This window comes from Pseudidiomarina taiwanensis (genome assembly GCF_003987435.1).
GTDB lineage: Bacteria > Pseudomonadota > Gammaproteobacteria > Enterobacterales > Alteromonadaceae > Pseudidiomarina > Pseudidiomarina taiwanensis.
In genome coordinates this window covers 207,880-221,667 of sequence record NZ_PIQG01000004.1, presented here as the reverse complement: position 1 = coordinate 221,667, position 13,788 = coordinate 207,880, and the positions used below count along the sequence as shown (strand labels likewise).

Here is a 13,788-nt window from a genome sequence, read left to right as displayed (position 1 = left end):
GTTAACGCTCCTGTTTGGGCAAAAAGTAAACGCCCAGACCCAGCACAATCGGAATGGCGAGCAGGAGTGGAATCAAGGTATAGCCAAGTTCGGCGAAACCGAGTGCTTTTGAGAACACACCCCGCGCAATCATCATTTCGTATGTGGCGGGAAAGATCTCACCGATCCAACGACCAATTCCCTCAAGTGATGGGACCGGTGTAATCATGCCCGAGAAGGTTGTCGCAGGCACCATAGTGGCAAGCATAGTGACAAATAATGCCGCGATTTGACTGCGCACAAAAGCCGACACGACAAAACCAAACGCCGTTGCAATCACGACATAGAGCACACTGGCAAATGTCAGCAACCAAAAACTTCCGGTCAATGGCACACCAAAAACCCATTCCGCTTGCAGCAATAGTAAAAAGAAGTTCACTGTACCAATGGCCAAATAGGGCAACTGTTTGCCTAACAAAAATTCAAGCCGAGTGGTTGGGGTAACGTAAAAGTTAAGAATCGAGCCAAGCTCTTTTTCGCGCACCACTGAAAGCGAGGTTAAAATCGCCGGGAACATCAATAACAGCAAGGGAATCACCGCGGGCATCATAGCCGGCATACTGGCGACATCCGGGTTATAACGAAAGCGCGTGGCAATCGTCACCGGATTTTGAACCTGGTAGCCGTGTGCTTGCAATTGTTCGAGTAACCAGTGTTGATGCAAGCCTTGCACGTAGCCCTGCACTGTTTCCGCGCGCACCGGCATGGCGCCATCAATCCACGCACCAATTTGAACGGTTTCGCCACGCGCGATGCGCTTGGCAAAATCGGTCGGAATTTCGAGGGCTAGGCTCAATTCTCCGGCCCGCATGCGCTGATCAATTTCGGCGTAACTATGCAGTGCCGGACGTTCGACAAAATAACGACTGCCCGCCACGCTATCGGTGTAAGAACGACTCAATTGCGTTTGGTCGCGGTCAAGTACTGCAAAGGTTAAGCTATTCACGTCCATATTAATGCCGTACCCCAGTACAAACATCAGGATCAAACTACCCAACCCCGCCATTAATAAACGAATCGGATCACGCTTTAACTCGAGACTCTCGCGGCGGCTATAGCTCCATAATCGTTGCAAACTGAACTGGCGAGATTTCTGTGCAGGCTTGTTTATAACCGTCTCGAGAGGGAGGTCATGCGTGCTGGCTTGACGCTCGATATGTTGCTCGAGTAGCCGTATGAACGCATCATCAAGGTTGTTCGCGGCTTGCTCAGCAATTATTGCGGGAGGCGTATCACTGACTAAAACACGCCCCTCATGCATCAAGCTAATCCGGTCGCAACGCTCGGCTTCGTCCATAAAGTGGGTTGAAATAAAAATCGTGACTTGTTGGGTTTTAGCAAGATCGAGAATAATCCGCCAAAACTGGTCGCGGGCGATGGGGTCAACGCCTGAGGTGGGTTCATCAAGAATTAAAATTTCGGGTTGATGAATCATCGCAACCGCTAAGCTTAAACGCTGGCGCTCGCCAAGCGGCATTTCTTTCGGGTAGTGATGGCGCTGCCGCCGTAGCTCGAACTGCGCCAACATGGCCTCAACCCGAATTTTTAATTGGGCTTGTGGCACGTCGTATAAGCGCCCATGCAGGTACAGGTTTTGCTCAACCGTTAACTCGGTATATAAGGAAAATTGTTGGGTCATATACCCAACCCGCCGCCGAATTTCCCGACTGTTCCCTTGCACTGGTTGCCCCAGCAAAGTCGCGGAGCCGGAGCTTGCTTCAAGCAGCCCCGTCAGCATTTTCATGGTGGTCGTTTTGCCGCAACCATTCGACCCAAGAAAACCGAATATTTCACCACGATGGATGGTGAAATCGACGTTATCTACAGCAGTGAAATCGCCAAATTTTTTGCTTAATTTGTGCGCTTCGATGGCCACTTCGTTATGCTGATGGTCACGATGCGAGACATCGAGGGGTTGATAATTGGCATGCCCTGGCAACATTCGTAAAAAAGCCTGCTCGAGGGTATCTGCCTGCTGTTCAGCACACAGCTGTTGTGGAGCGCCCTGTGCCAAAATACGGCCTGCATGCATCGCAAATAAGTGATCAAATTGACTGGCCTCAGCCATGTACGCCGTGGCAACGATCACCGTTAGTTGCGGTTGTTGCTGACGAATTTGTGCAATCAGTTGCCAGAATTGTCGACGTGATAAAGGGTCAACGCCGGTCGTCGGTTCATCTAGGATCAACAATTCGGGATCATGAATCAGTGCACAGCATAACCCTAACTTTTGCTTCATTCCGCCTGATAACTTACCGGCTGGGCGATCCGCAAAAGCGGATAATCCTGTTGCCTGCAACAGCATAGCGATGCGCTGCTGGCGCTGAGCTTTACCATGACCAAATAAGCGCGCGAAAAAGTCCAGATTCTCGGCCACGGATAAGGTTGGATAAAGATTTTTGCCAAGGCCTTGCGGCATGTAAGCAATTCGTGGATACAACTGATGACGATTACGGCGCTTATTGATATCAAGACCAAGTACCTTTAACTCGCCGCTTTGCAGTTGACGTGCCCCCGCCAGCAATGATAACAGCGTTGACTTACCGACCCCGTCAGGACCAATCAAGCCAACAAAAGCGCCTCGCTCTATCACAATCTGATTGATATCAAGCGCTATGTTGTCACCATAGCGATGACATACATGTTGCAAATCAACTGCGCGTTCTGTCGTCATCACTCAACGCTTGTTGCAAGCGCCACAGGCCAAGCCTGACCAGGGTCTGTGCGCACGTAGGTCACCCCGGGCAAACCGGTTTTGACGCGATCGCTATACTTGCGTAAAAGTTCAGGAGCAATACTGGCTCGCACTCGAAACATCAGTTTTTCACGCTCGAGCGCTGTTTCAACTGTTTTAGGGGTAAATTGCGCTTCATCGGCAATAAAAGAAATACGCGCAGGGATAACCGAGTTGGGGGCAGCATCGAGAACGATCCGTGCTTCTGAACCAATGGCTAACTTCCCAACCACAGCAGTGGGCAAGAAAAAGGTCATGTAAACGTCTTGCAAGTCCATTAAATTCATCACTCTGCCACCAGAGGCGACCATTTCACCGGTACGAGCAATCACAAATTGCACTCGCCCTGGTCGAGGCGCGCGTAACCTCATTTCGTCACGGGCAATTTGCAAGCGTTCAATCGCGGCTTCTGCTGCCCGTACCGTATATTCTGCCCCTTGCACCTGTGTTTGTGCCGCTACTATTGCTGCTTGAGCTGCAGCAATCTGAGCCTTACTGGCCGCGATTGCAGCCTCGGCACCCGCCAAGTTGGCCTCGGCATTATCCAGTTCTTGCGCTGAAATTGCGTTATCTTGAGCAAGTTGTTGCGTTCGCTTTAACTGCGCCTGAGCCAATTTTAATTGCGCTTGCCCCTGCACAAACATCGCTTTAGCGGCTTCTAGCTCAGCTCGGCGAAGGGTAACTTGGCTGTTGGCTGTTGCAACAGCGCTTTTAGCTTGTTGAAGGTTCGCCTGCGCCTGATGTAGCTCGGCATCGATAGAGGACGTATCAAGTTGCGCCAGCAGTTGATCTTGCTCAACCCACTGCCCCTCTTTGACATACACTTCAAGTAGACGGCCACCCGTTTTCGCTGCAATATTAATTTCGACCGCCTCAATGCGGCCATTCCCCGAGGCAATATAATCCGGGAGTTGCTGCGCGGTTTGTTGGTAATAACTCCAACCTGCCCACAACAGAGCGACCACTACGAACCCTCGTAAACTCCATTTTGTCGTCGCTTTCATCCTGCCTCCGAAAATTTAAATATTCAAAATCAAAAATCCAAACCCTATTCGGTTTTGTCGGTGATTATAGTCCAAGAGTGATTCACCATAGCCTGAGAAGAGCTGCACATAAAAGCGAAGGCCATCAGGCTTATCTGCATTCACAGGGTGAGTGAAATCAAGTTGCCATGAGCCCCGATCAAAACTCAAATCGCGCGACTTCCTAGTCAGACTATAAGTACTTAAGCCATTGATCCAGCTAAATCTATTCTCAAAATTACCGCGGTAACGAATCAAATCAGGGTTATCGTCATTATCGCCTGTCTCATTTACCCGTTGCTTAAAGGTGGTTTGCCAAATGACATCACCAAACTCAGCCACGGCACCAAAATGGAAGTAATTCCAACTTCGGCTTTCAGGTTCGCGCTGACCGTTGGATTGATGCGCAAAACCGACCGTCGCCATACGAATCTTGGCGTCACCAGGAATAAAATCCCACTCGGGTTGGAATGGAATGACATAAAAAATATCGGGGTTGTAGTCGGTGCTGCGAAACGGCGCTGAATCATCATGATTCCACATTTGCCATTGTGACATCTGGGTATAACTCACCCACACATCTGCCTCGGGTAAAAATAAGTCTTCAAATAACTTAGTTCGCAGTGAGATTTGCAACTTCACTTCGTTGCGTTTGTAGGTGTCAACTTGATCACCGGGCCCGCGAGTGGGCGAGCTAGGTTGCGTGTTAATCGCAGAAGTGTGGGTAAACGGCAAAATGAAATTGGGTTGATAGGTGCGCAGCTCAAAAATTCCGCGTTTTTGCTCCTCGCCTAACTCCCAGAAGGTACCGATTAAATCAACCTCTTCCGCTTCAGTTTGAGTCGATTCAGATTCTTGCGCATCGACAAAATGGGTTTGGCACACCAACGCCAGTCCCAATATTATCCGCCACTTCATGCATTATCCTCCGCTAATTGGTAACGACTCACCCAATCAGCTCCGCATAGTTTCGAGGGAGTATAAAACCCGCCCGCGGGCTTTTTCTCAAGGATAAACTGGGCAATATCAACCGCCCCTCGACTAGTGAGTTTGTAGCCATTCATGACTTTCAAACGACCCGTTTTCACTTCCCCATGGCTGTTTTTCACTTCACCCCAGACATAAGTGATGGCATGTTCTAATTGCTTATCGTCTGGGCCTGCGGGCTGTTCATCAATTTTCTTTTGCAATATCCGCTGGACCCAACCCCAACCCATCATAAAACGGAATAAATTCATCCGTTTCAGGCGTTTCACCAATCCCGGCGAACCAGGGATATACACCTCGATATTAGGGATCCCGGTACTATAATAGGCCGTTGAAACATCCCCCCATGGAATGGTCATGGCAAGTTTTTCACCACCACCAAAATCGATTTTGCGCGTTGCGTACGCAAGCGGAACAGTCGTAATTTGACCATTTTTCCGAATCGCGCCGCCTTCGGCTAACCGTCGCACACTGGTTTTTGCCGTGCCACGACTCATTCGCGATGCAGAATCGAAGCCAAGCGCTAAATGGGTTGTATCAGGCATCTGTTGTTTTAACTGTGCCGCAAGACAATCCGTCGGGATCACATCAAAGCCAACGCCAGGGCAGAGCACCACTCCTGCCTCGACTGCCCGCTTGTGATGTTCATGCGCCAGCTCAAATACGGTGAGTTCACCGGTGATATCGAGATAGTGCGTTTTGCTTTGCAAACAGGCTTCAATCATCGGCGGGGCGGTAATTTCAAACGGCCCGGCACAATGCACAACCGCATCAATATCGGTTAACTGGGCAGCGATTTCGGCTGGGTTATCAAGTGCAAATGTGCGCATTTCAAAGCCATGCTGTTCGGCAATTTCCTGCACTGCAGCTTTGTTACGCCCCGCGACTATTGGGGTCAAACCTTGTGCTTTAGCATAAGCCGCAACAAGTTTGCCGGTGTAGCCATAAACCCCATAAATCATCCACTTCATAACCACTCCTATTACTTTAAACCTTTAATTTTTTCATCTTAGCATAAAGCCACGCCAATGCTGCCAAGACAACATAGAGCCCGATAGTGAAGACGAGTTGCTCTGGGGCATGAACCGCTTCGTAATACAAAATAAGTAAGGTTCCGACGGCGAGCCCAATAATACTTATCAGACTGACCCAAACCGAAGCCTGTGTTTTATCGCGGATCTTGAAGTTGGTATACGCCATCAGCAGCGATACAAGTAGAAAGGTGATGCTGCCAAACTCGAGAATCATTTGTAGATCACCGATCAAAATAAGGCCAAATGCTAAGACCGACATGGTGATAATGGCTGGTTTTGGAATATTCCCAGAACGTTTCGCTAGCACCGCTGGGAAATACCCATCGCCAGCAATGACGGCTAGCTGGCGTGATGCGCCAAATACAGTCCCGCTGATTGCACTGCTGGTGGCGAGGAGCGCGCCGAGGATCACTAAATCGGTACCCCAATGCCCAAGTACCCCATTCGCGCCCGCCGCAAGCGCATATTCCTCATTCGCAATAATATCCGTGAATGGAATCGCGAGAATTGCACCCAGGGCAATGACCACATAAATAATAATGGCCAACACAATTGCAGTATAAATTGCACGAGGAATATCATGCTTCGGATTATCCATTTCTTTCATGGCATTAATGACGAGCTGAAACCCTTCATAAGCAACAAAGGTCAGTGACGCAACAATCAGAATTGTCCACCAGCTGACATCTCCCGTTTGCTCGAGTAAAGTCGGCAGGGTGTTATTGCTATTATTGATGAGCACGAAGGAGATCACTGCCAGAATAATGAGCTTACTATAGACCATCAGGTCTTCAAGCTTACCCATACCTTTAACGCTGACTAAGTTGATTATGGTGAAGCCCAAGATGACGGCGCCCGCCACAGCTTTTTTCAGCCAATCCTCCGCGCCCAAATCTAACGCACCCATTAAGTAAGACGCAAAAGTATACGCATAAAGCGCCATGGTGCTGATGTATCCGAACACCACCCACCAGCCGATGAGTGAAGCCGCAAAAGGGGAGGTTGGGAAGCTACGCTTAAAAAAGAAATAGGTCGCACCTTCATCTTGGTAGTAAACGCCGAGTTTTACATAAGCATAAGCAGCAAAACCGGCCAGTATACCCCCAAGGATAATCGCGACCGGGGTGTAGACCCCAATAAGAGCAACACATATCCCTAGAATGGTAAAAATCCCGCCGCCGACCATACCTCCAAGGGCTATTGCAACTAACTCGGTGACCCCAAGATCTTTGCCGCGTTGGCGGTGTGTAGAACGTTGTTGGCTCATGACTCTCGCTTGCTTAAGTTTTATTCGCTTGAGTCATCATACTCCTTAACCAATTGTTTTGCTTGATCGAAATCAACATCGGCAACGAGCACTTGGGCAAAACCTTGGGCGGCCAATTCACCGACACCGCCCTGCAGAAAATCACCACTAGTTGCCGCCTCGATGCCATTAGCACGCAACATCCCGGCTACGATATTGGCTTCGAGGCTATTATTGGCACGATAAACGATTTTCATGGGAGCCTTTTAAGATTTCGGTTGCACCGCAATCATCACCTCATTGCGGCGAAAGAAAGGCAGCGTCCAAGGGGGATCATAACGTGCCATTTCTGGGTTCCCGACAATCTCAAACTGTTGCTGCTCGATCCAGTTGAGTAATTGCTCGGTCTTTTTGCTGGTTTTCTCTTCACCCGCAAATCCAGAGTATTGAATCACTGCATACATCCGCTTCGGTACTTCGCGGATTTGTACCGCCGGATTATTCGGTTTAGGCAGCATTTCATAGGTATAGCGACTGGGCATGACGAAGTGGACCCGCCATTTGCCCTGTTGCTGCTCCATGGTCACAGGGGAGGTCATGCTAATTTCTTCTGACTGCGGCTCCATAGTGACTGGCGCCGTCATGGCAATTTCGCGCTGCTCTCCCGCAACCGAGGTATTATTGCCAAAAATGAAATCGGCTAACAGTCGAAAGCCACGGTTGCCGGCTTGATCAAAACTGCCATCAACCCATACCTCTGCTACCAACATCGACTCATATTCACGTAGCTCGAAATCGCCATCTTGCAGCATCACTTGGTATTTAGGTTCTTCAGTCGCCATGGCTGCACCCGTTATTGATATGCCAACGACTAGCGCGGCCCATTGCAAAAGTTTTCGCATTAAGGTTCCTTTTTAACGATAAAAGTTATGACCTCCAATACGTTATCGCAAAGGGAACAGACCAATCACTTCACTAATGGCAGAATTGCGCGGAAGGCCGGGTGGCGGCAATCTTGCATCAATTCATACAAGCACATTTCGATCGAGCTCAGTTCAACCCCGTGGCGAACTAATTTAGCTAGCGCTAACTCCTTATTCGCGGGGGTTCGTGAGCCAACGCAGTCACTGACTAATTCGACATGGTGGCCCGCTTGCATCAATTGCAGCGCAGTTTGGTAGACGCAGATATGCGTCTCGATACCACAAACCAGCCACTGAGTTCGCTGAGTCGCTGCGACCGCTTGCAGAAATGCCGGCTCACCACAACCACTAAAAGCTGTTTTATGAATCGCTTGCCCAGTTGCGAGCACAGTTTGCACCTCGTCAACGGTCGCACCGAGTTTATCGGGAATTTGTTCAAGCTGGATAATGGGCAGGTCGAGGGCCTTACAGCCCTCAATCAATCGCACAATGTTGCCAATCAATTGTTCACTGTCGTGCATCATGCGCGCTAGCTTGCCTTGCACATCGACCACAATCAGGCCGGTTTTTGTTTGCTCTAACATAGGTTTAGCCACGCAATAAAGCGCAGATTTTGTTGCCGGCCGGGTCTCGCAAATAAGCTAGGTACAACTTCATAGTTGCACCCTCGCGCCAGCCTGGTGGTTCCTCACAGTCAGTACCGCCATTTTCGAGGCCCGCTTTGTGCCAAGCATCAATTTCATCGGTGCTGCGTGCGGCAAAACCAATGGTTAAACCATTGCCACCGCTCGCCTCTTCGCCGTTAATGGGTTTGGTGAGCGCGAAAATCCCTTTATCCGTGAAGTAAAAACAACGGCCTTTTTCATCAAGCGTGCCTTCGCCATGCCCAAGCGTGCCAAGAACGGCATCATAGAATTTTTTCGACTCTTCGATGCTGTTGGCACCGACCATAATATGACTGAACATAGGAGATCCTCTACTGCTCTTATTTCTTTTTAAACACTAATAAGCCCGCGCCAACCACAATAAACCCAACACTCAACCAAACCGGAATTTCGACGGTTTCTTTGTCATCGATTGAAAATTCCATAACGCCTAAGTCGGCATCGTGAGTTTCACTGGTATAAGTGAAGCTACCGTAAATTAAGCCAAGCACGCCAAGTGCAATAAAAGCTAATGCCACAATTTGTTTTATTTTCATGATTTTTCCTTACTGCTCTTCAAAGCTTACTTACATAACCCTAAAACCGTACAGGCAATTTTTGCTGCCGTACAGTTCTATTTCTCCGTGTTCTACGAAGCCGGTACCCTCAAGCAGACGCCGTGAGGCTAAATTACTGGGTTTGGTGACGGCCAGAATTTGCTGAAGATCAAATTGCTGGGCATGTTCGCGCAAAACGGCTTGTGCGCCTTCTCGCGCATAACCCTGCCGTGTAAAATGCGGCAATAACGCATAGCCTAAATCAGGCTGATTAAGCTCTGGGCGCTTTAAAATACCGCACATGCCAATAGGCTGCCCGTTTTCTTTAAGTTGCACACAGCATAGGCCGAAACCAAAATTTTGGTAACTTGCCATAGGCCCTTGTTGCAAATAACGGTGTGCATCATCGATGCTTCTTATTTGCTTATCGCCGATGTTCTGTATAAACGTTGGTTCATTAAGTAAAACCATTATGAAGCGGGCGTCAGCTTGTTCAAATGGGCGAATGACAAGGCGTTCCGTGACAAGGGTTTTAGGTAGCATGAACAGAAGCTCCAAATGCGTAATAAAGTTTTGGCACAAAAAAACGGTATCGAGCATTTACTGCTCGATACCGTATAGGAGCCAATGAAAAAAGCAAGCCGAGGCTTGCTTTTTACTTACTTAGTCAATTTCTGCTTCATAAGCTGTAATAACATGCGTATCAGTCCAAACACCTTCAACTTCAACAATGGTACCAACTTGCACATTCGCCATGAATTCACTTAAGGTTACTTGACGATCATTTATTTCAAGGTCAGTTGCTTGACTCATCTCAACTTCCTCACCATTTAAACGGAATGAAGTGGCAGATAGCAACTCGGTCACCCTCCCCTCGAGCTCAACATAGCCCGTCTTCGAGTTTTTGTCATGATCATCATCCCGCTCGTCCTTCTCGTCGATTTCGTATTGTGATGGGATAAATGTATTGCTTGAATCAAACATTCCCTCAACTTCAACGTATACCGATACTGCCATTGCAGCAATGAAATCAGCTTTGCTGACACGCACATCATTTACAATGTAGGCAGCTTGATCTACGTATGGGATAACAAGCCCCGCGACAGTAAACTCTGTTTCAGAAACCGCCGAAACAGAGCCTTTGATCTCGGTTTCGCCGAAACGATCTTGGTCATCCTCAAGCTCTAGTCTCAAAATTAGGTTATTGATTCCATCAAACTGATAAACCAGCTCGACAAAGTCATTGATTTGCAGACTGTTGAACGAAATATACTGATCATCATCGTCTTCGTAACGGGTAGTCGACGTAGCGTAGTATGTAATACCGTTAATTTCTAACGATTTCTGGGTCGTATCGAGCGCGGTAATTACGCCTTTTACTTTGCCATCATTGTAATCGCGATGCTTGAATTCAATCCTTACCACTTGCGGAGTTCCATTCGTAAAGGTCAGTTTTAATTCAACCACTGCGCCGATGACTATATCAGCCTCTGAGCCATGCTCAAAACTCAGGTTTTGGCTGAGTTCATATGCCTGCCCATTTACCTCAATAACGCGATTAGCACTATCATAGGCTGTGACCGTGCCATCTACTTCTACTTCATCATAGCCATTATCATCACTATTATAGTCGCGCGACTCGACCTCAACTTCTGCAGCCGTTAAAGTGCTGCCATTGAGCTGGCCTTCAACTTTGACTTTTGTTGCGTCTTGCAAGGTACCTTCAACGCGAGCATTACGATAATCCACCGTTACACTTCCAATCGTAAAGGTCATTTGCGTTGTGTTTAGCTGGCTTACGAGTCCTGATATAGTCTGCTCAGTTTTCCCCTGAGCATCATTATCAATTTTAATGAGGCTGGCTAAAAATTGCCCATCTGCAAGAGCGTAACCACTTGCCTCAATGCGCTCACCAACGGTAAGTAATGACTCTGATGTACCGATAAAATGGGTCAAATCATCATATACAATCTCGATACCAGCAACTGTGATGATTCGATTGGTGCGGTCGATAGCTTGCACATTACCTTCAACTTCAGTGTTGTATTCAAGTTCAGTTGCCGAAGGAGTGTCGGCGCTATCGTCATCTGTCTTTAACGTGATCCGCATGCCCACTTTTAGAGCATCGGTTGACTGTCCAGCCGCACCATTGATGATTATATTGGCGCTATCAGTGAGATAACGCTTGCCATCGATATAAACACTTCCGAATCCGGAAATGACGCCTGTTTTAAGCGTTGTGTCGGAGCTCGAAACTGGAGGTGCTACTGGAGGGGCCACCGCAACAACCTCATCAGAGCCACTAGAACCACCGCAGCCAGCAACAATAAAGGGGATTACGTAAAAAGGGGCTAGTTTGAATTTCATCTTGAATACCTCATCTAAAACGGCTAATGCATATTCATGTTACTCACCAATACAATGCAGAGCTATGGATCAAACAGCCTATTTTTATTGTATGGCACTGACTTAAATCAATTTAGCGTCTCAAAAAAGTGTGCTGCTAAATTATATCGACCAGGACAGTCAGATTTACGGTATACGGCAGAGGCTTGGTGGCGAATCGTTTTCTCTGAAGTATTCCTGAGCGCAGCAATCTCACCAATACTGAAGCCTTTAAGAAGCAATAAGCCAACTACTTTCTCGCTGGAAGTCAGACCCCACTGATCAAATTCTAACTGAATGGCTTCTGAAAAATCCTTCTTAGCCTTAGCTAATTGCTCAGAAATTTCCTTATTTTCAACGCTCACAGCGCCGATCTGGCGCTTGAGTACTTGGATAGAGCGCGACCTTACCCGAATATCAATGACCAAATATACAAACAAGCTCGTTGCTAATACTATCAAGACAAGCTCTTGTATTAAGTGCACAAAGATAATTTCCTCAGAATAATCGATATAGAGATCGACCAACTTCAAGACTATAATTAAAGCTAAAAAGATTGAAATTAATTTATCTTTGAACATGACGCTTTCACCAATATCTGAATCATGCGAGGAAGCTTAAATTCAACTCCAGTCACGTATCGTATGTTACCGCCTCAGACACTGCAACAAGCAAATAGTTGTCACTAGGCTAATACCATCTATTCAAACGGACTAGGGGCCGGAGTTTCTGGTCCGTTTTCAGGCAGAATCGGTAACATCATTTGTAGTCGATCGCCTGTTAAGGTCTCCATAAAGGCAACCAGCTGAGTTAATTCTTGCTCAGTAAAATCACGACCGAGCTGCAATTGCCCCATGACCTGAGTTGCCTCTTCAAGAGTTTCGGCCGCACCATCATGGAAATATGGTTGAGTAAGAGTGACATTCCGTAATGTTGGAACTTTGAACATAAAACGGTCCATTTCTTGCCCAGTCACATCAAAACGACCTTGCGCTGGTGAATCGGACTCATAAGGTGCAACTAAGCCCATTTTCATGAACGATTTACCACCCAATGCTTCACCATAGTGACACGCAATACACCCTGCATTTTTGAATAAGTCATAGCCAGCTAGTGCTGTTGCTGAAATTGCGTCATCATCGCCCATCAACCATTGGTCAAATGGTGCATTCGGAGTCACTAGAGTGCGCTCAAACTCAGCAATCGCATCGGTGATATGGTCAAGAGTGACTTGATCATCGCCATAAATCTTTTGCACTTGATCAACATAACCTGGAATAGACTGGATAACGCTGACCGCCAGAGTATGCGGTAATGCCATCTCGACATCGGCAGCAATTGGACCTGCAGCCTGTTCTTCGAGGTTACTTGCACGACCATCCCAAAACTGAGCAATTTGTAAGCTCGAGTTGAGAACAGTGGGTGAGTTTACCGGCCCCGCCTGCCACTTATGGCCAATAGAAGTCTTCAAGTTGTCGGTACCGCCATAAGAAAGGTTATGACAGGTGTTGCACGAAATAATCCCAGACATCGATAGGCGTGGATCAAAAAATAACTGCTTCCCGAGCTCGACTTTCTCCGGCGTGTCACTGACATATGGCTCAATGATCTTAACAGGTTCATTACGCACTTGCTGAGCATGCACCAGAGATACAATTGCAATGGCACTGGCCGCAGTAATAAATGGAATCAATTTCATGGCGTCACCTTTATTTCGTTACCTACTAAATTAGAATAATCGAAAAAAGAAGGCTTGCCAAACTTTTGTTATGGGTTTTACGAGAAAAATTGATCTAGATCGGATTTTTTGTGTTGCGTTCCGAAAAACTTATGAGGTTTTATCCCAAGCCGCTCGACTGGTAAGAAAAATGTGTTGCGCCGGTGGTAACGGGAGCTCAGAATCTATACTACCAGCTGGAACAACCAGCATCTCAGCGCCTTGGCGGTCGGGCACCGCAGAACCGCAGTGCTGACAAAAGCTTCTACTATGGCGAGTGCCCGCAAGGTTAAACTTGGTAACCGCGTCCTCACCGGATAACCATTCTAATTGCGCAGACTGTGAAAATAAATTCGCCGCATGTGCTGAGCCGGTATCCTTTTGACAGTGCTTACAATGGCATAGATAAAAGCTGTCAAAATCACCTTTGACCGCAAAGGTTACTTGTCCGCACAAGCACGATCCAAAATGCTTCGTCATACGCTTTCCTTGTTCTTCTT

Annotated in this window: 15 protein-coding genes; all 15 read right to left on the bottom strand. The window is 47.6% G+C overall.

Features of this window, described 5'->3' with window-relative positions:
* Position 1: 1 nt before the first annotated feature.
* On the bottom strand, positions 2-2,713 hold the full coding sequence (rbbA, locus tag CWI83_RS09110; RefSeq protein ID WP_126828289.1) for a ribosome-associated ATPase/putative transporter RbbA: 2,712 nt from the start codon (positions 2,711-2,713) through the stop codon (positions 2-4).
* Positions 2,713-3,777, bottom strand: coding sequence for an HlyD family secretion protein (locus CWI83_RS09105; RefSeq protein WP_126828287.1), 1,065 nt, complete (start codon positions 3,775-3,777; stop codon positions 2,713-2,715). Before CWI83_RS09105 ends, rbbA begins: the two co-directional genes overlap by 1 nt.
* A 15-nt stretch (positions 3,778-3,792) precedes the next feature.
* Complete coding sequence (locus CWI83_RS09100) at positions 3,793-4,713, bottom strand: phospholipase A (RefSeq protein WP_126828286.1); 921 nt, start codon at positions 4,711-4,713, stop codon at positions 3,793-3,795.
* Entirely contained in the window at positions 4,710-5,753 is a 1,044-nt protein-coding gene (locus CWI83_RS09095) for a saccharopine dehydrogenase family protein (RefSeq protein WP_126828284.1), read from the bottom strand. Before CWI83_RS09095 ends, CWI83_RS09100 begins: the two co-directional genes overlap by 4 nt.
* A gap of 16 nt (positions 5,754-5,769) precedes the next feature.
* Positions 5,770-7,083 (bottom strand): APC family permease, encoded by a 1,314-nt coding sequence (locus CWI83_RS09090; RefSeq protein WP_126828282.1) that lies wholly within the window; start codon positions 7,081-7,083, stop codon positions 5,770-5,772.
* A 20-nt stretch (positions 7,084-7,103) separates the two neighbouring features.
* Positions 7,104-7,319, bottom strand: a complete 216-nt coding sequence (locus tag CWI83_RS09085) for a putative signal transducing protein (RefSeq protein ID WP_126828280.1) — start codon at positions 7,317-7,319, stop codon at positions 7,104-7,106.
* A 9-nt stretch (positions 7,320-7,328) separates the two neighbouring features.
* Positions 7,329-7,964 (bottom strand): SOUL family heme-binding protein, encoded by a 636-nt coding sequence (locus CWI83_RS09080; RefSeq protein WP_126828279.1) that lies wholly within the window; start codon positions 7,962-7,964, stop codon positions 7,329-7,331.
* A 65-nt stretch (positions 7,965-8,029) separates the two neighbouring features.
* Entirely contained in the window at positions 8,030-8,569 is a 540-nt protein-coding gene (locus CWI83_RS09075) for a hydrolase (RefSeq protein WP_126828277.1), read from the bottom strand.
* Between the two features lie 4 nt (positions 8,570-8,573).
* Complete coding sequence (locus CWI83_RS09070; RefSeq protein WP_126828275.1) at positions 8,574-8,951, bottom strand: VOC family protein; 378 nt, start codon at positions 8,949-8,951, stop codon at positions 8,574-8,576.
* 19 nt (positions 8,952-8,970) lie between these two features.
* Positions 8,971-9,186, bottom strand: a complete 216-nt coding sequence (locus CWI83_RS09065; protein ID WP_126828273.1) for a hypothetical protein — start codon at positions 9,184-9,186, stop codon at positions 8,971-8,973.
* 30 nt (positions 9,187-9,216) lie between these two features.
* Positions 9,217-9,786: a GNAT family N-acetyltransferase gene (locus tag CWI83_RS09060; protein WP_126828271.1), complete on the bottom strand. Its 570-nt coding sequence runs from the start codon at positions 9,784-9,786 to the stop codon at positions 9,217-9,219.
* A 63-nt stretch (positions 9,787-9,849) separates the two neighbouring features.
* A complete protein-coding gene (locus CWI83_RS09055; protein WP_126828269.1) occupies positions 9,850-11,553 on the bottom strand; it encodes a DUF5666 domain-containing protein in 1,704 nt (567 codons plus the stop codon).
* 107 nt (positions 11,554-11,660) lie between these two features.
* On the bottom strand, positions 11,661-12,152 hold the full coding sequence (locus CWI83_RS09050) for a helix-turn-helix transcriptional regulator (protein ID WP_126828267.1): 492 nt from the start codon (positions 12,150-12,152) through the stop codon (positions 11,661-11,663).
* Positions 12,153-12,271: 119 nt separating this feature from the next.
* Complete coding sequence (locus CWI83_RS09045; RefSeq protein ID WP_126828265.1) at positions 12,272-13,270, bottom strand: cytochrome-c peroxidase; 999 nt, start codon at positions 13,268-13,270, stop codon at positions 12,272-12,274.
* 129 nt (positions 13,271-13,399) lie between these two features.
* The gene (locus CWI83_RS09040) at positions 13,400-13,768 is read right to left on the bottom strand and encodes a GFA family protein (RefSeq protein ID WP_126828263.1); all 369 of its coding nucleotides are present in this window, start codon (positions 13,766-13,768) and stop codon (positions 13,400-13,402) included.
* Between the last annotated feature and the right edge of the window lie 20 nt (positions 13,769-13,788).